Below are 16,009 nucleotides of genomic sequence, written 5' to 3' on the forward strand. Positions count from 1 at the left end.
GATGCTCAGCCTTTGAATTCTCGCTAAGTAAAAAAATAATTGAATTGATTGATATTATATTGATTACTATAAGGTTTACTTTATTCTTATGAGTAGTTCCCAAAATAAAGTACTAAGTATTTTTGCGTTGTTCTTTATTTTAATGGCCATCATTTCATTAATCGCAATTCAAAAGCTAGAATATTCAGCTTCAAGAGCGCTTGCCTCAAGAACTGCTGAAGTTCTTGCTTCAGCTATCAATCAAGCAAGAGTTTCTTATAGTCTTAATGCTGCAGCCAAAATAAGACTGCACCCCGAGATTTATGTACAAGCTAATTACCGTGACCATGATTTAGCCATTCCGAACCCTGCTACTTTTGCTATTGAATTAGGTCAGTCGATTTCGAGGCCAGAAGAAGGTTTTATTCTCAGTACCTACAGTAAATACCCTTTTAAAGGTCGAAAAAATTCAGCAGGTCCACAAGATAATTTTCAGCAAGATGCACTTGAAAAATTAACAAAGAAAGATAATGTCTTTGAGCGAGTCGAAACGCTTAATGGACTTCCGGTCTTACGTCGTGCTGAAGCTATCTTTATGAAGGAAAGTTGCATAGGTTGTCATAATAGCCATTCATCTAGCCCGAGAACGGATTGGAGAGTAGGGGATGTACGCGGTGCGCTTGATATTACAATTCCATTAACCGCTGATACTGATGATGTCGCCATGACTGTTGGTTACGCTTATGTGATGTTTACCTCTTTTTCTGTAATCGGTTTATTTTGTATGTTTTTTACCTTAAAGCGATCAAATAATCTCACTAAAGAACTTGAGTTAAAAGTTGAAGAAAGAACTATGCTGCTAAACGAATTAGCCTATACCGATGCGTTAACAAAAATAGCTAACCGGCGCTATTTTGATGAGGTTAGTAAGGCAATGATAAATGATACAAATGTGACATTGCCTATTGCATTGATTTTATATGATTTAGACCATTTTAAGGCAATTAACGATTGTTTTGGTCATGATATTGGTGATGAGTGTTTAGTGGCGGTTGTTAATGCCGTTTCAAAGGCATTAAGAAAAAAAAGTGACTTTCACGCGCGTATTGGTGGAGATGAATTTGCGATTATTTTGAAAAATGTCTCTAATGATGAATTAGAAGAAATAATACTACGAATTCTCGACAACATCCGATTGGTCAACATACCCAACGAACCAACCCTTTCGTTAACATGCAGTATAGGCTCAAGCTTTATCACCCAATTTAGTGAAGGAATAACGATAAATCAAGTATTAAAAGTGGCTGACCAAGCGTTATATCTGGCTAAAAGTCAGGGACGAGATCAATGGGTGAATAAAGAGTTTAGTAGTCGCTCCCTAGGTTAATCCTCTTTGTTTGTCATTTTTCTTTCATTGTTAAGTCATTATTCTGCCATACAGATTGCCTAATCTTGTTTCATTTTAGTAATGTAACAAAATTGAGGCACTAAATGTTTAACAATAATAACTATAAAGTCGGTGCGCTAGCACTGGCATTATCTATGGCATTAACCGCTTGTGTTAGTGACGGTGATGATGGCAAACAAGGTTTGAAGGGGGAGCAAGGAATGCCGGGTGTTGCAGGCGTTGAAGGTAATGACGGTAAAAATTTACCTCGCGCTCTAAATGTTGAAGTTGTTGGTCGTTTCGCTACGGGTATTTACGGTAAAAGTGCCGCAGAAATAGTACAGTTTCATAAAAGCTCAAACTCTGCCTTTGCTATTAATGGCGCTGCCAATCAAATAGAAGTGATTAACTTAACTAATCTTGCAATAACTGAAGTTGCTAACCCCATTGCAGATGAAAGTTTGACCTCAAGTGCTTTTACCTTTCCCTTAAGTGTGTCAGTAATCAATGGTGAGGGCATCGAAAAAACCATGCCGTTGGGCGCAGTTAACTCCATTGCGATTAAACAAGACTTATTAGCCATTGCTGTTGAGGGTCAAGTGAAACAGGCAAACGGTGCAATTTTGTTTTATAGCCTGAATGAACTGGGAGAAGGGACTTTTATTAAAGCGGTAGAAGTGGGCGCTTTACCTGATATGGTGACTTTTACTCCTGACGGCAGTAAAGCATTAGTCGCTAATGAAGGTGAGCCAAATGCCGATTACACTAATGATCCTGAAGGTTCTATCTCCGTTATTTCTATTGTTGATTCCTTCCCCAATAATGTTGCTAAAGCAATTAATTTGAGTACTGACATCGTTTTTAGTGATGATAATTTAGTGCCTGATGATTTTAATACTGATGCAAAGCGTTTGGCTATTTTGTCTAAAGCAGGCGTTAAGTTTGCCGGACCTGCGGGTAATACCGTCGCGAAAGACTTGGAGCCGGAATATATTACCACCTCAAGTAATAGCAAAATGGCCTATGTGTCCCTGCAAGAAAATAATGCCATGGGTATTATTAACCTTGAAGAGTTAACCATTGAAGTGAAAGCACTTGGTTATAAAGATTGGGGTAAACACCAACTAGATTTTAGTAACAAAGATGAAGTGCCAGAGTTTAAAAGTATTCAAGGGCTTTATGGTATGTATCAGCCTGATACAATTGCATCATACACTTGGAATGACTCAACATTTATTGTGTCTGCTAATGAAGGTGATGCAAGAGACTATGACGGTTTTTCTGAAGAGGTTCGCGTTAAAGATATTATTGATGCTGATGAGTTAAATCAGACACTCTCCACGGAATTACAAAGTCAGTATGATGAGTCAGGCGGAAAAAACTACCTAGGACGCTTGAAAGTTACCACGGCTTTAGGAGATGAGGATAAAGATGGTGAGTTTGAGAAGTTATTTTCCTATGGTGCTCGTTCATTTTCCATCTGGGATAAAAACGCAAACTTAGTTTATGATTCTGGTGATGATTTTGGCAAAATTTCTTCCGCCATTTTAGGTAATAATTTCAATGCAGCGCATACTAAAAATAAAGGTGATAATCGCTCCGATGATAAAGGGGGAGAGCCTGAAGCCATTGATATTGGTGAAATAGCGGGAAGAACATACGCTTTTATTGCCCAAGAACGAGCGGGAGATTTATTTGTTTATGACGTGACTAACCCATTTAATACCGCTTTTGTAACACATTATAATAATCGTGATTTCACCGTTGATTATGAAATGGATGATGATTTAGCAGACCCATGTGATCCTAATGAAGGCATGGACTGTACTCATGTTAATGAGGCCGGCGATTTAGGTCCAGAAAGTATTAAGTTTATATCGGCTGCTGATAGTCCAACGAGTAAGCCATTACTGATTGTTGGTAATGAGGTATCGGGAACGGTTACGGTTTATCAAGTAACAGAGCTGTAAGTAAAGCCCCTGGCGAGTCATTCAAAATATTATTAAGGAAAAAGCCTGCTAGATGCAGGCTTTTTACTCTGTGCTTTAATACATTAATAGCAGGGTTATTATTATGCTTCATAAAGTATCCTGACCTCATCTTTAATTTGCAACATAGAGGTGCTATTGCTTCATAATAAATGGCTAATTATTTCCCTACGGGTAAGAATATTTTATAAAACCACTCCACTACCTTTAACTTATTGAATTATATCTTTTAATTTTCACTGTATTCAAAAGCGTTCTTGGTGGCTTTACTGGTCTGCATTATGCAAGAGACTAATAAGTAAAGTAATTCATCAACATTTAGTCCACATAACTTTGATAAACATTTAAGTGACCTTTGAGGTTGACTGCAGGAGACATAATGGATTCTATTCTCGTCATCATCGCACTATCGCTGGCTATCGCTAGTATTATAAATATTGTATTAACCAAATTTTCTATTTCACACATTATTGGCTACATCATTACTGGCACAATAGTGAGCACTCTTTTTGACTTTAATGGCAGTGAAAAGCTCGATTCTCTTGAGCTTATTGGTGAGTTTGGCATTGTGTTTCTGATGTTTACTATAGGTTTAGAAATGTCTTTTTCTAAATTAGATAAAATGAAAAAACTGATATTTTATAATGGCTTTATACAAATGGCCTTCAGTGCTTTAGTTATTTTTATCATGTCTTTTTATGGTTTTTCTCTTGATTTAGTCTCATCCATAGTTATTGCGCTGTCATTCAGTTTGTCATCGACGGCCATCGTATTACCCTATCTTAAAAAATCTAAAGATATTGTTACCCCTTATGGTGAAAGAGCAGTTGCTATTTTAGTCTTTCAAGATCTAGCGGTTATTCCTATTTTATTGTTGATGAGCTTTCTTTCAAATACAGAATTATCGCTGACCGATGTCTTATTAAAAACATTTTTATATGCCAGTGGCATTATTATTTTCATGTTCACTGTCGGTAAAAAAGTCATCGCTTGGTTACTGCATTTCTCGTCTAAAGCACGTATGGAGGAATTGTTTTTAAGTTCTGTCTTTACCATCGTTTTAGGCACGTCATTATTTGCCCATGAAATGGGCTTTACCTATTCATTAGGCGCATTCATTGCAGGTATGATTATTGCTGAAACTAAGTTTCACATTAAGGTAGAGTCTGATATATCGTCTTATAAGGATTTACTCTTAGGTGCTTTTTTCTTTTCAATAGGAACCAAAATAAATATCGAGTATTTTATCAATCACCTACATTGGGTGCTGGGAATTTTAGTCTTGGTGATGATGATAAAAGCACTCATCATTTATATGTTGATGAAAAATCAGTCGAATAAAAGTGACTCAATAAAATCTGCAGTTGCTTTATGCCAAGTAGGAGAGTTTTCTTTTGCTATTTTTGCACTGGCAATGAATCAAGACATTATGGCAGATGAATTAGGCAGTTTCCTGATCTTGATTACTGTATTATCCATGATTTTAACGCCTTTCATGGTCAATAATATTTATAAAATAGCATCACTCTTTGTTGTTGAATTCTTCGAAGCAGACAATATTGCTACCGTAAAAACAAGCAATCATACTATAGTGTGTGGCTTTGCTATTTTGGGAAGAATAGTCGCTAAAGAGTTATCAAAACGAGAAGTTAAATTTTTAATTATTTCTGATAATTTACAGCATGTATTACTCGCTAGAAAACGAGGTTATGATGCCTACTTTGGCCATTTAGATAAACTTCCAGTATTAGAATCACTCAAAGTAGAACAAACTAGTAGTATTATTATTACTGTTAATACATTAAAAAATAAGCAAATAATTTGTGAGTCTGTCTTGGATTATTATCCTGATGCCAACTTGGTAGTAAAAGTGAATACGCTTGAAGAAAAAGCAGCGCTAAAAGATTTAAATATTAAATATTTTGTACATGCCCAGCAAGAAACGGCTGACCTTTTGGTTAAGCAGAGTCTGTATTGAATCTGATGTTTGTTGTGTTGAGAGACATAATCTCATTAATATCTTTTAAGGAAGGTCTGAGGTGATATTAAAGATTAATTTTTACTTTGCTAGTTGGATATCTATTGAGCGAAAGAATACGAGTGAAATTTAATCTAGGGTTAAATAAATTAGCTGGGGGTGTAATCAAAACATCATAAGAAACAATACGATAATTTGTTTTATCTATGTTACCATTCTGTTAAACATTAATGTTATCAAGGGATAAGATGAATCAAAAAACACTAATGCTAGCAATGTCAGTTAGCCTAATATTTAGCGGTTGCGCAACAGTTGAGAAAAAGGAGATCCACACAACCCCTGTTCAAGTACCCGCTGTAAGTAAAACAATCATAGCAACTGCCGATCAAACTAAATATCTAAAAAGAAAAGTTGCCATTGGTCGTTTTACCAATGAAACAACTTACGGGCAGAGTTTTTTTATTGATAGCGATAACAATCGTATTGGTAAGCAAGCAATGGATATTCTTTCATCTAAATTATTTGAAACAGGTAAGTTCATCATGCTTGAGCGTGCGGACTTAAGTAAAATTGAAAAAGAACTTACAATGTCTGGTAGTTCAGCACTAAAAAATTCCGCTGATTTTATAATTGTTGGTTCAATTACGGAGTTTGGTCGTAAAGAAGTTAGCGATGTAGGGGTTTTCTCGCGCGTTAAGCGTCAAGAAGCCAATGCTACTGTGAACATTCGCATTATTGATGTATCTACAGGTCAAATAATCTACTCTGAGAAGGGTAAAGGTATTGCTTATTCGGAAGCTGGTACTGTTCTCGGTGTGGGTGATAAAGCGGCTTACGATAGTTCGTTAAATGACAAAGTAATAGATGTTGCTATTACAGATTTAGCCTCAAATATTGTTGAAAATATGCTAGGTAAAGCATGGCGATCTTATGTACTTTCCTATGATGATGGTAGTTTGATAATCTCTGGTGGTAAGTCTCAAAATATTAAACCTGGGGCAACCTTTGCAGTCGTTAAGTCAGGCAAAAAAGTTAAAAACCCACAAACAGGTATGTTTATCACCTTACCTGGCAAAACGATTGCCAAAGTTAAAGTGACTAGCTCATTTGGTGAGACACCAGAATCAGAAGTTTCTTTTAGTCAGATAATTGAAGGTAACTTGGATTCTTATATCAAAGAAAATGACTATAAAGATTTGTTTATTAAAGAAATTATTAAATAACAATATAAGGACATTACAATGGATATCATTCGGACATTATTAATAATCTCACTGTTGGCTATTACTTCAGCTTGCAGTAGCTACAATACCTATAGTTCAGGTCAAATGGCGGCTGAACCAGTATCCTACCTTTATTTCTCAGGAAATATTACAGGTGCTGAAGTTTCTATTGATGATGCCCCATCATTTATGGTGACCAAAGCAGGCGCAAAACAACAATATAAAGTAACGCCAGGTAAACATACGATTGTAGTGACTAAACAAGGCCAGGTAGTTGTTCAGCGTAACGTTTTACTCGGCGATGGTCATGAGAAAGAAATAAATATCCCTCAATAAAAATACTCATAACAAGAATTAAAATCATCATAGGATCAACATGAAATTAGTATTAACACTTTTAATATTTACCGCTTTTCTTAGTGGCTGTAAATCAACACCACCTTTGTATATGTATGAAAATTACTCTGAAAGCTTTTATGCCTTGAAAAAAGAAAGTGGTCATGAAAGTGATGCCCAATGGCAGAGTTCACTAGAAAGCATTGTTAAGAAATCAAATGCTAAAGCGGTAAGAGTTCCACCAGGAATTTATGCAAACCTTGGTTATATTCATTTAAAATCAAGTAATTACTCAAAAGCTATTGAGTTTTTTGAACAAGAAAAAAGCATTTACCCTGAATCAAGCCGATTTATGGAAAACTTAATCAAAAAAGCAAAAGTGAAAGGGTAATAAAATGAATTACGTTGAAAAAATAAAAACTTCATTACTAACCCTATCTATTTTATTTCTTAGTGGCTGTGTAACACCAACTTACATAACAAAGGGGGAAGAGTTTCCTAAAATGTATGAAGAAAAACCACGCTCACTGCTTGTTATGCCACCAATAAATTTAAGTACTGATGCTGAAGCAAAAGATTATTATTCAACCACTGTTGAGATGCCAATTGCTTTACATGGTTATTATACCTTCCCTTACCAACTTACTGCTGATGTATTAAGACAACAAGGTATTTATGATAGTGAACTAGTTTATGATGTACCGCTAAATAAGTTTCATGAATACTTTGGTGCTGACGCAGTGCTTTTTACAAAAATTGTTAGTTGGGATACATCATATACTGTTGTTGCCTCAACACTAACGGTTTCTATTAATGCAGAAATAAAATCAACCAAAACTTCTGAAGTATTATGGCAATACAACGGCACGGTTGTTGTGGATTTAGCTGTAAATGGCGGTGGCGGAATAGCTGGCCTTCTTGTTAGCGCAATCGCAACAGCAATTAATACCGCAGCAGCGGATTATACTACTTATGCAAAACAAGCAAATGGTAGATTTATTGGTAGTATGCCAGTTGGGCCATATCATCCAATGTACATGAAAGATCAACAAGTTAAATTGTTGAAACAAAGCAAGGTATCTGATCTAGATAAAACAGCAACTACTGAATAGATTATAATACTATCAGTGGACTTGTCGTAGTTCGATAAGTCCACTCTACTTCATTAACTTTGCATATATCTTCTGATTAATCACAATTCAAAATAAAAGTTAATAACACAAAATTAAGCTAAACATCATTTTATATTTTTACTCCTAATTTCAGTAATGTGAAGACAACCTTTTTCATTTGATGAATATATCAAATTCTCCGTATACAATTTACTGAATAAAAAAAGCTATTGATAGACTATATAAAGCAGGGTTGCCATAATCTTAATCACTACATTTAAAGCAATTAATTAAATACTTTTAGTAAACTTCGAACAGAGCCTAACAATCTTATGATAAATATTACAAATTTTGAACACCCTAAGTTGGCGATTAACAGCTGGCAAATACTTGAAAACGACAGCTGGTGTGTTTTGGGGCGAAATGGCTCTGGAAAGCAATACCTTGATCAGCTCTTAACGGGGACTTTACAACCAGATTCAGTCGATGAGTTTACAATACCCCATGCTGATAAAGTTGGAATGGTTTCTTTTGAAAGCCAACAAGAGGTGTATGAGCATGAATTAAAATTGGACTCGTCTGACTATATTGATGCCGATGATATTGGTACTAAAGCTAAAGACTTTTTGCCCGAAGATAAACTCAATGATGTGCTGATCAGTGAATTTGGTTTATCCCATCGTCTAGAAAGTGGCTATCGGCAGTTAAGTACAGGGGAGGGAAGAAAACTTCTAATCTTACAGGCGATATTCAATGGCGTAGAGCTACTGGTGTGCGACAACCCATTTGACAGCTTAGATGAAGCTTCCTGTAAAGCTCTATCAAATGCATTAGAGCGTTTATCGAAAACAGGCATTAATGTGTTACTTATGCTCAATAATCGACAAGATATTCCAGCATGGTGTAACAATATTGCCTTTATTGAACGAGGCCAGTTTGATGTTGTTGGTAAACTTGATAGCGATGAAACTAAACGACAGTTAGATGCACTGTTAATACCAGTATCTGACAATGTTAGTTGGCCAACTAACATGAAAGAGCTGTGTGACTTTAAACACGACTATCTAGTTAAACTATCTAAAGGTAAAGTACAGTACAAAGGGGTAAGCGTTTTTGAAGATTTAGATGTTTATATCAAACCATTGCAGCATACTTTGATCACAGGTCCAAACGGCAGCGGTAAATCTACCTTAATGCAGTTAATTACCGGAGATTGCACCCAATGTTATAGTAATGATATTCATGTTTTAGGCTACAAGAGAGGCTCTGGGGAAAGCATTTGGGAGCTTAAGAAAGACATGGGCATTGTCAGTGCTGAGTTGCACCGGCAATACCGGGTAAACGGCGATCTACTAACAGTCGTGCTTTCTGGCTTTTATGACTCTATTGGACTTTATCAACAACCTGAACAACATACCATTGAGATTGCCCGACAGTGGTTAGAGAAAATAGGTTTATTGGCACATCAATATACTTCTTTTCGTAGCTTAAGCTATGGCGAGCAACGGTTAGCGTTAATCGCGAGAGCCTTGGTTAAATCTCCTTATTTATTAATTTTAGATGAGCCAACTCAAGGCTTAGATGAACTTAACCGACATAGAGTCCTGAATTTTTTAGAGCACTTAGCCGAACAAAAACACAGTACCATGTTATTAGTTAGTCACCGTAAAGATGAATACCTGTCAATTTTTGAGCAACATATAAAATTGTAAGTTTCTCTTTTATTCGCTAGATTAAGAAAGCGTATTCATTCGTACGAAAAGTAAGGTAGTGATCACTCCCTTACTTTTTATCCTACCGTTATTGTAAGCACAGCATATTCATTATCGGCTGCTTAAAAGAATGCCTCTGCTGTTGATTTTGTACAATCAATACTTTCCTCAAGTGAAGTTTGAGTTGAATAATTTGGATAGTCAGTGTAACCACGCTCATTACCACCAAATAAAGTTGACGGATCTGTAATTTCATTTAATGGTAAATTATGCTTAAAACGGTAAGGTAAATCTGGGTTAGCTAAAAACTTTCGACCAAATGCGATAAAGTCGACCAAGCCTGAATTGATTAATCTCGCACCTGTTGTTGCGGTGTAATTACCAGCAACAATGATACTACCGGTAAAATTCTCCCGTAAAGTTTGTCTAAACTCATCACTGACCACAGGTGCATCATCCCAATCGGCTTCAGAAAGGTGAATGTAAGCCAAGCCCAATTCATTAAACTTTTTACTGGCAAGTAAAATGGCATCAATTGCTTCAATATCATGCATACCACGTTGTGTAATAAATGGTGCAAGGCGAATGCCGACTTTATTTGCGCCAATTTCGTCACTTACTGCTTCAATAACTTCCAAAACAAAGCGTAATCTATTCGTGATTGAGCCGCCGTAGTCATCGTCACGTTTGTTTGAACTACGGCGCAGAAATTGATCAATGAGATAACCATTCCCACCATGAATTTCTATGCCATCAAAGCCTGCTTCTATGGCATTTCTTGCTGCGCGACGGTAATCTTGAATAATGTCCTGAATATCTTGTTTTGATAATTCTCTTGGAATAGGGCAATCTACCATACGTCCTACACCGTCTTCTCCAACGACCCATACTTGGGCATCTGGGGCAATTGCGGAAGGTGCTACGGGCAGCCCATCAACATGAAAAGAAGCATGAGACATTCGTCCAACATGCCATAACTGAGAAATAATATGGCCGTCAGCCTGATGAACTGCTTGGGTGACTTTTTTCCATCCAGTGACTTGTTCAGGAGTAAACATGCCAGGGGTAAAAGAATAGCCTTTTCCCTGAGTTGATATTTGTGTTGCTTCAGTAATTATAAAGCCTGCGCTGGCGCGTTGCGCATAATATTCAGCCATTAAATCTGTTGGAATATCGTTAGGCTGAGCAGTGCGAGAACGTGTCATTGGCGCCAAGACAATGCGATTGGTCGCTTCGAATGTACCCAGTTTTGTTGCGTTAAATAGAATCGAGTTTTTCATAATATTTTGCCTCCTAAAAAGTCAAATTTTTCGTTAGTTTCATAGACAAGAGTTTGCTTCTGTTCTGATAGCTCCGAGGATTTAGTAAGTGGAAATAGCATTTCCACCGTTAAACCATTAGGGCCAATAATAAAGAGCTGTCGTTCGTTGGAAATCGGCAGAATTTTTTCTGTATGGGAGTAAGCGCTGTTACTAAGTCGTTTCATTAATGCATTGTAATTAGCTCCTTCAAGAGCAACATGGGCAATTGAACCGTTACCAAAAGCTGAAAAGGGTTGCTCTGCAATATGAACAAGTGGATTGCCATCGCTATATAGCCATAGACCATTAAATGGGAAAGGCGGCCGTTTTCCTTCGTCTAATCCAATTAGCTCTACCCAAAAGCACTCCATTGCTCTGAGGTCTGTCGTTAGCACTAATACATGATTAATATTCATCTAATATTCTCTTAAATGCTGGTGATGGGATTTGTTAATAAAATGATACGCCTTGCTCATAATCAAAACAATTGCCATAATAATTAAAAGATTCTTCCTTAATTCAGAATAATATGAGTGACACAAACTACTATGGATAAACTTGGTGATATTGAATTGTTTGTGCGTGTCATAAAAAAAGAAGGTTTAGCGGCAGCCGGAAGAGAGGTTGGCCTTTCACCAGCTAGAATGACTGCTCGAATAAATGGCTTAGAAGAAAGGTACGGGGTTCGATTGTTAAACCGAACAACTCGGCGAATTTCACTCACGGAAGAAGGACGTAAGTTTTACGTTTCCTGTGAGCGAATTTTAGCGGAAGTAGAGCAGGCTGAAACTTCGTTACAAACAGGTCAAACAAGCTTTATTGGCGCACTACGCATAACTGCACCCTCAGATCTTGGACAACAATACATAGCACCTGTGTTATCGAAATTTGTTGAAGTGCATCCTGAAATAACACCTTATCTCTATCTTTCAGACAGTGTTGTTGATCTAATAGGAAATGGATTCGATCTGGGGATACGCTACGGCACTTTAAAAGATAGCACGCTGATAGCGCGTCGATTGGCGAGAAATCGCAGAGTACTATGTGCTTCACCTGATTATCTGAAGCGTAAAGGTATACCTGTGCTTCCTGAAGAATTAATACAGCATGATTGTTTGACTATGGTACGTATGGCTGAACCACTAACTACTTGGCATTTTCAAGGTACAGCTGGTAACAGTTCAATTTCTATTCAAGGGACGAGAGCGTCCAATGACGGTGCTTTGATTAGGCGCTGGGCCATTGAAGGGGCTGGCATTGCATTAAAGTCTTATTGGGATATTGCCGAGGATCTAAAAGCTAAACGCTTAGTGACGATTATGGATAATTACCAATATGATTTTAATAGCACAGGCGCTACCGAAGGAGCTGACCTTCATGTTATCTATCCGAACAGAAGATTTATTTCACAGCGAACCATTGCGTTTATTGATGCTTTGAAAAAGCACTTTTCTTCTGTTTATAGTTAACAATCTGATGTTAATGCTAAGCTCGATTGGATTACAGGGGTATTGAATGATGGGTTAGGGAGATTTATCGCTTGAATATGTTTATTTCAGGTAATAAAAAGCACCAGTATCAATGGTGCTTTTTTTATTAATTTATTTCAACAAGTAATAAATAGAGATCTACAGAGTTTTATTACTATTTTTTATTAGCTGATGAAAGCGACGTGATGCTAAACCCATAACGCCTAAAGCAAAGATAGCAAGAGTTGTCGGCTCTGGAACTTCTGTTGCCGACGATCTAAATACTACTTTTTGGAATTGTGCGCTACTATTGCTTTTGAGGTTACCCACTCTGTAGCCAGCTGTATAGCCGTCATGCATATGCCATGACAACTTTGACAAAGAGCCAGCATCATTAGAGGTATCAGCTGAATTTAAAGAAACCGATTCGCCTATTGCAGCAAAACCCATTGAGTAATCTTCTCTGAAATACCAAGAAGCACCATTGTAATCATTTGTATTATTGCCAAACGTATAGTTCAATAAATCAGAATAAAGTACAGCTGCCCCTAAAGCAATATTACTAGTTCCTGTATCTAAGGCGCCAATAAAAACATATTCATCTAAAGCTACTCCCGCAAACATTTCGTAATCATGCGCAGCTTGAGAGGACCAAGCTGATTGAAAGTTTAAACTCCAACCGTTATTAGTTAAAGTGCTGGTATCTATATCTGTTTGTATACCTACTGGGATTATGCCTGCATTAGCAAGACCACTTAAAGATAAAGCTACTCCAGCTATAGACGCTTTTAACATTTTAATACTCATTATACTTCCTTAATAATACATTCCTGAAGAAGGAATTTATTTTTGTTATTGTTCCACGGAATTAGCACTAAGCATGCCAACTTAAATAAAGTTAATATTTTCAATTAGGTATAGAGGCTGAGGGATACTTTAATTAGAGACTGTAAAAAAATTGGACATGTGTTCAGTTGTAACTCATTGTTATTTTACAGTTTATTTACGCTACCTTAACAACAGAGGCCAATTTGAACGACGGTAGTTTTTTACTACTGTATTAAAAGCTAGTAATAGCTCCGCAGGCGAGCCTGCCATAAACAAGAGGCAGTCATTGAACCGTTAGAAAGAATGCTGGCATGTTCTATTGAGCTTTTAGAAGGTACCAGCAAGAGAGTAATAACCGCTATATGAATCGTTGTACGATTTTCTTATGTTTTGAACACTTATGGTTTTCTGCTAATTTTAAGATACAAAAACTATGCATATAAATTTAGTTAATACTTAAAGTGATAGCTATACAAACTTATCTTGTTTATGTATATACAATTTTAGTGGTGTAGATATCGATTAGGTATTAACAAGGGGTTGTTCTAAAGTACATATAATGAAATATATACTTATTATTAAGGGAAGAAATAATGAATTATTACGACAAGTTTCAAGGAATATACCAAACAGAATCTTATGATGAAAAAACATCGTTGTCTTTAGCCATTGCTTGTGATTTAGCTTATGAAAAGGATGAAAGTAAAATAGCTTTGGTAGTCCAAAGTTGGGAATATCAATTTAATGGTGCAATTGATATTGTAAAAAAGCCTGATGTAGATACTCAATGTTATGTTATGTCGAACGCGGATAACGTTGTGGTGGTTTTTAGAGGTAGTGACGCTTTAGAAGATTGGTTCGCAAATTTTCAGGCTGTTTATGACCCAGGCCCTTTAAAAAATACTAAAGCTCATGAAGGTTTTCAAGATTCTCTGTTTCCTGCTGTTATAGGCATTACCAACTTGTTAGACAGTGTGTTGTCGAAAAATAAAAAGATATGGGTCACAGGGCACAGTCTTGGTGGTGCATTAAGCTCTCTTTACGCAGGTATGCTGATAGAAAATAAATATAGAGTGTATGGAATATACACATTTGCCAGCCCTAGGCCAGGAAATGAAGCCTTTAAGGTGGGATTAAATAATAAAATTATTGGCCCACATTTTAGAGTTGTTAATTTGGGAGATGTTGTTCCTCATATTCCTCCTGAGCCATTCTATAGTCACCCAGGAGCAAGGATAATACTGAAAGAAGAGGTGAGAGAGCAATCAGACGAATCATGGTTCTCTCAACGCATTGAAGCGTTAAAAGTGTTTGTTTCTAACGCAACTGAAAGTCTAGATATTGCTGATAATCATAGGCTTAGTGCTGACGAAGAAAGTTATATACCTAGACTAATAAAAGACTTAGAAAGATCTGATAATTAATATTTCAACGCTAAAATATTATACAACCTAAAAAGCACCAATAAATGGTGCTTTATTAATTGATTTCAGTCGTCTCTTTATTTTGCTAACTCTAAATACTCAGCTTCCAAACTGGTTGTGGTCCAGTCACTGTCTACTTCAGCAGTAATTCTAACTTTATCCTCAGAAGATATTTTTATATTTCTAAAGTCTTCATCATCAATCTCCATCTCTACTTCACCACTATTATCTTTAAAAAGGTAAAGTTCATTTTTCAATTGCTTAACAATGTGACCTTCAACTATAACCCTGCTGTCATCATTTAATTCAATCGCATTTTTAATAGTTGTAACTTCTGTGGTTCCGCCTTCGCCTATAAACTCAGCATTAGCAGTTAATGATAATAATAAAGTAGTACTAATTAATAATCTTTTCATTCTAGACTCGTTATATGCGTTAGTTAAGATGAAGCATATTATATATGTGAGGAGCCTTCTGTCTGTATCTAGGTGTAAGAGCTTTGTTGTTAATTGTAATTCAATTAACAACAAAGTGGCTGAATATAGCTAGTTATCCCTGCTGTTTTTTTCTGATACAAATAGCCATAAATAACGTAATCAAATGATGAGTAGTACTAAGAATACTGTTCATGACTTATCCAATTTTTATAAGGCTGGTATTTATCGTATAGCCAATTGAATACAAACGTATAAAGTAAAATAAAAATTAGAAAGCCAGCTTCCAACATGGCCGCTTCAAGCCAAGTAATATTTAAATACCAAGCTAAAGCAGGTAAAGTGATTAAAATCATGCCAAATTCAAATGCTATAGCATGGATAATACGTATTGATACGCCACGTTCTACACGATTATAACCAGCTAATTTATCAAAAACGATATTGTAAATGTAGTTCCAAAGCATAGCGAAAATAGATAACGCAATTCCAGCAATTGCCATTTTTCCTGTTTCGTAGCCAGCAATAAAAGCTGTTGCTGGTACAACAATTGCTAGTGCAATAACCTCAAATAGCACAGCTTGGAAAATTCGTTCAGTTGTATTCATGTCTCATATCTCTACTAAGTAATTATTGGATTATGCTAATCTAATATAAAGATACAAGATAACTATGTAATATCGTTAAAAACGATATTATTAATTGTTCATGTTAAATAGCTTAAAGCCTTTATCATAAGAATAGAAACAGCTTCTTTCTCATCTGCTGCTTGACGTTTGAAAAATTCAATCTGTGGTTCAAAATCAAAATCAACGAGCCAGCAACTTAGTTGTCTTTA

15 protein-coding genes are annotated in these 16,009 nt (G+C 36.3%); 10 read left to right on the forward strand and 5 right to left on the reverse strand.

All coding sequences use genetic code 11. The features are described 5' to 3' along the window. The first annotated feature begins 88 nt into the window (after nucleotides 1–88). The 8 genes from ND2E_RS16100 to ND2E_RS16065 all read left to right on the forward strand — a co-directional run bounded on the left by ND2E_RS16100 (nucleotide 89) and on the right by ND2E_RS16065 (nucleotide 9,715). Nucleotides 89–1,366, forward strand: coding sequence for a diguanylate cyclase domain-containing protein (locus tag ND2E_RS16100; RefSeq protein ID WP_033092821.1), 1,278 nt, complete (start codon nucleotides 89–91; stop codon nucleotides 1,364–1,366). A gap of 104 nt (nucleotides 1,367–1,470) precedes the next feature. Then, nucleotides 1,471–3,336: a choice-of-anchor I family protein gene (locus tag ND2E_RS16095; RefSeq protein ID WP_033092822.1), complete on the forward strand. Its 1,866-nt coding sequence runs from the start codon at nucleotides 1,471–1,473 to the stop codon at nucleotides 3,334–3,336. Between the two features lie 397 nt (nucleotides 3,337–3,733). Beyond that, the gene (locus ND2E_RS16090; protein WP_033092823.1) at nucleotides 3,734–5,332 is read left to right on the forward strand and encodes a cation:proton antiporter domain-containing protein; all 1,599 of its coding nucleotides are present in this window, start codon (nucleotides 3,734–3,736) and stop codon (nucleotides 5,330–5,332) included. Between the two features lie 248 nt (nucleotides 5,333–5,580). Continuing rightward, nucleotides 5,581–6,555, forward strand: a complete 975-nt coding sequence (locus ND2E_RS16085) for a CsgG/HfaB family protein (protein WP_033092824.1) — start codon at nucleotides 5,581–5,583, stop codon at nucleotides 6,553–6,555. Between the two features lie 18 nt (nucleotides 6,556–6,573). Continuing rightward, a complete protein-coding gene (locus ND2E_RS16080; protein ID WP_033092825.1) occupies nucleotides 6,574–6,891 on the forward strand; it encodes a hypothetical protein in 318 nt (105 codons plus the stop codon). Between the two features lie 40 nt (nucleotides 6,892–6,931). After that, on the forward strand, nucleotides 6,932–7,282 hold the full coding sequence (locus ND2E_RS16075; protein WP_033092826.1) for a DUF4810 domain-containing protein: 351 nt from the start codon (nucleotides 6,932–6,934) through the stop codon (nucleotides 7,280–7,282). 4 nt (nucleotides 7,283–7,286) lie between these two features. After that, on the forward strand, nucleotides 7,287–8,003 hold the full coding sequence (locus ND2E_RS16070) for a DUF799 domain-containing protein (RefSeq protein WP_033092827.1): 717 nt from the start codon (nucleotides 7,287–7,289) through the stop codon (nucleotides 8,001–8,003). 332 nt (nucleotides 8,004–8,335) lie between these two features. Continuing rightward, on the forward strand, nucleotides 8,336–9,715 hold the full coding sequence (locus tag ND2E_RS16065) for an ATP-binding cassette domain-containing protein (protein WP_033092828.1): 1,380 nt from the start codon (nucleotides 8,336–8,338) through the stop codon (nucleotides 9,713–9,715). Nucleotides 9,716–9,837: 122 nt separating this feature from the next. On the opposite strand, the gene ND2E_RS16060 is transcribed toward ND2E_RS16065, so the two are convergent. After that, the gene (locus ND2E_RS16060) at nucleotides 9,838–10,995 is read right to left on the reverse strand and encodes an alkene reductase (RefSeq protein WP_033092829.1); all 1,158 of its coding nucleotides are present in this window, start codon (nucleotides 10,993–10,995) and stop codon (nucleotides 9,838–9,840) included. Next, nucleotides 10,992–11,432 carry a VOC family protein gene (locus ND2E_RS16055; RefSeq protein ID WP_033092830.1) on the reverse strand — a complete coding sequence of 147 codons (441 nt, stop codon included), beginning with the start codon at nucleotides 11,430–11,432 and terminating at the stop codon, nucleotides 10,992–10,994. Before ND2E_RS16055 ends, ND2E_RS16060 begins: the two co-directional genes overlap by 4 nt. 117 nt (nucleotides 11,433–11,549) lie before the next feature. On the opposite strand from ND2E_RS16055, the gene ND2E_RS16050 reads away from it, so the two are divergent. After that, complete coding sequence (locus ND2E_RS16050) at nucleotides 11,550–12,485, forward strand: LysR family transcriptional regulator (protein WP_223303546.1); 936 nt, start codon at nucleotides 11,550–11,552, stop codon at nucleotides 12,483–12,485. A 159-nt stretch (nucleotides 12,486–12,644) separates the two neighbouring features. On the opposite strand, the gene ND2E_RS16045 is transcribed toward ND2E_RS16050, so the two are convergent. Further along, complete coding sequence (locus tag ND2E_RS16045) at nucleotides 12,645–13,292, reverse strand: PEP-CTERM sorting domain-containing protein (protein WP_033092832.1); 648 nt, start codon at nucleotides 13,290–13,292, stop codon at nucleotides 12,645–12,647. Between the two features lie 614 nt (nucleotides 13,293–13,906). Here ND2E_RS16045 and ND2E_RS16040 point away from each other — a divergent pair. After that, complete coding sequence (locus ND2E_RS16040; protein WP_033092833.1) at nucleotides 13,907–14,737, forward strand: lipase family protein; 831 nt, start codon at nucleotides 13,907–13,909, stop codon at nucleotides 14,735–14,737. Nucleotides 14,738–14,814: 77 nt separating this feature from the next. Here ND2E_RS16040 and ND2E_RS16035 read toward each other — a convergent pair whose 3' ends face one another. Both ND2E_RS16035 and ND2E_RS16030 read right to left on the reverse strand, forming a co-directional pair. Beyond that, on the reverse strand, nucleotides 14,815–15,153 hold the full coding sequence (locus ND2E_RS16035; protein ID WP_033092834.1) for a NirD/YgiW/YdeI family stress tolerance protein: 339 nt from the start codon (nucleotides 15,151–15,153) through the stop codon (nucleotides 14,815–14,817). Nucleotides 15,154–15,350: 197 nt separating this feature from the next. Then, nucleotides 15,351–15,779 (reverse strand): PACE efflux transporter, encoded by a 429-nt coding sequence (locus ND2E_RS16030; RefSeq protein ID WP_033092835.1) that lies wholly within the window; start codon nucleotides 15,777–15,779, stop codon nucleotides 15,351–15,353. Between the last annotated feature and the right edge of the window lie 230 nt (nucleotides 15,780–16,009).

It is taken from the genome of Colwellia psychrerythraea (assembly GCF_000764225.1).
Lineage (GTDB): Bacteria > Pseudomonadota > Gammaproteobacteria > Enterobacterales > Alteromonadaceae > Colwellia > Colwellia psychrerythraea_D.

What these genes read in the sequence shown, in the direction of transcription:
- ND2E_RS16060 (WP_033092829.1), bottom strand. Translation starts at nt 10,995, where the DNA reads ATGAAAAACTCGATTCTATTTAACGCAACAAAACTGGGTACATTCGAA.
- ND2E_RS16095 (WP_033092822.1), top strand. Translation starts at nt 1,471, where the DNA reads ATGTTTAACAATAATAACTATAAAGTCGGTGCGCTAGCACTGGCATTA.
- ND2E_RS16100 (WP_033092821.1), top strand. Translation starts at nt 89, where the DNA reads ATGAGTAGTTCCCAAAATAAAGTACTAAGTATTTTTGCGTTGTTCTTT.
- ND2E_RS16040 (WP_033092833.1), top strand. Translation starts at nt 13,907, where the DNA reads ATGAATTATTACGACAAGTTTCAAGGAATATACCAAACAGAATCTTAT.
- ND2E_RS16080 (WP_033092825.1), top strand. Translation starts at nt 6,574, where the DNA reads ATGGATATCATTCGGACATTATTAATAATCTCACTGTTGGCTATTACT.
- ND2E_RS16090 (WP_033092823.1), top strand. Translation starts at nt 3,734, where the DNA reads ATGGATTCTATTCTCGTCATCATCGCACTATCGCTGGCTATCGCTAGT.
- ND2E_RS16055 (WP_033092830.1), bottom strand. Translation starts at nt 11,432, where the DNA reads ATGAATATTAATCATGTATTAGTGCTAACGACAGACCTCAGAGCAATG.
- ND2E_RS16075 (WP_033092826.1), top strand. Translation starts at nt 6,932, where the DNA reads ATGAAATTAGTATTAACACTTTTAATATTTACCGCTTTTCTTAGTGGC.
- ND2E_RS16035 (WP_033092834.1), bottom strand. Translation starts at nt 15,153, where the DNA reads ATGAAAAGATTATTAATTAGTACTACTTTATTATTATCATTAACTGCT.
- ND2E_RS16065 (WP_033092828.1), top strand. Translation starts at nt 8,336, where the DNA reads ATGATAAATATTACAAATTTTGAACACCCTAAGTTGGCGATTAACAGC.
- ND2E_RS16045 (WP_033092832.1), bottom strand. Translation starts at nt 13,292, where the DNA reads ATGAGTATTAAAATGTTAAAAGCGTCTATAGCTGGAGTAGCTTTATCT.
- ND2E_RS16085 (WP_033092824.1), top strand. Translation starts at nt 5,581, where the DNA reads ATGAATCAAAAAACACTAATGCTAGCAATGTCAGTTAGCCTAATATTT.
- ND2E_RS16070 (WP_033092827.1), top strand. Translation starts at nt 7,287, where the DNA reads ATGAATTACGTTGAAAAAATAAAAACTTCATTACTAACCCTATCTATT.
- ND2E_RS16030 (WP_033092835.1), bottom strand. Translation starts at nt 15,779, where the DNA reads ATGAATACAACTGAACGAATTTTCCAAGCTGTGCTATTTGAGGTTATT.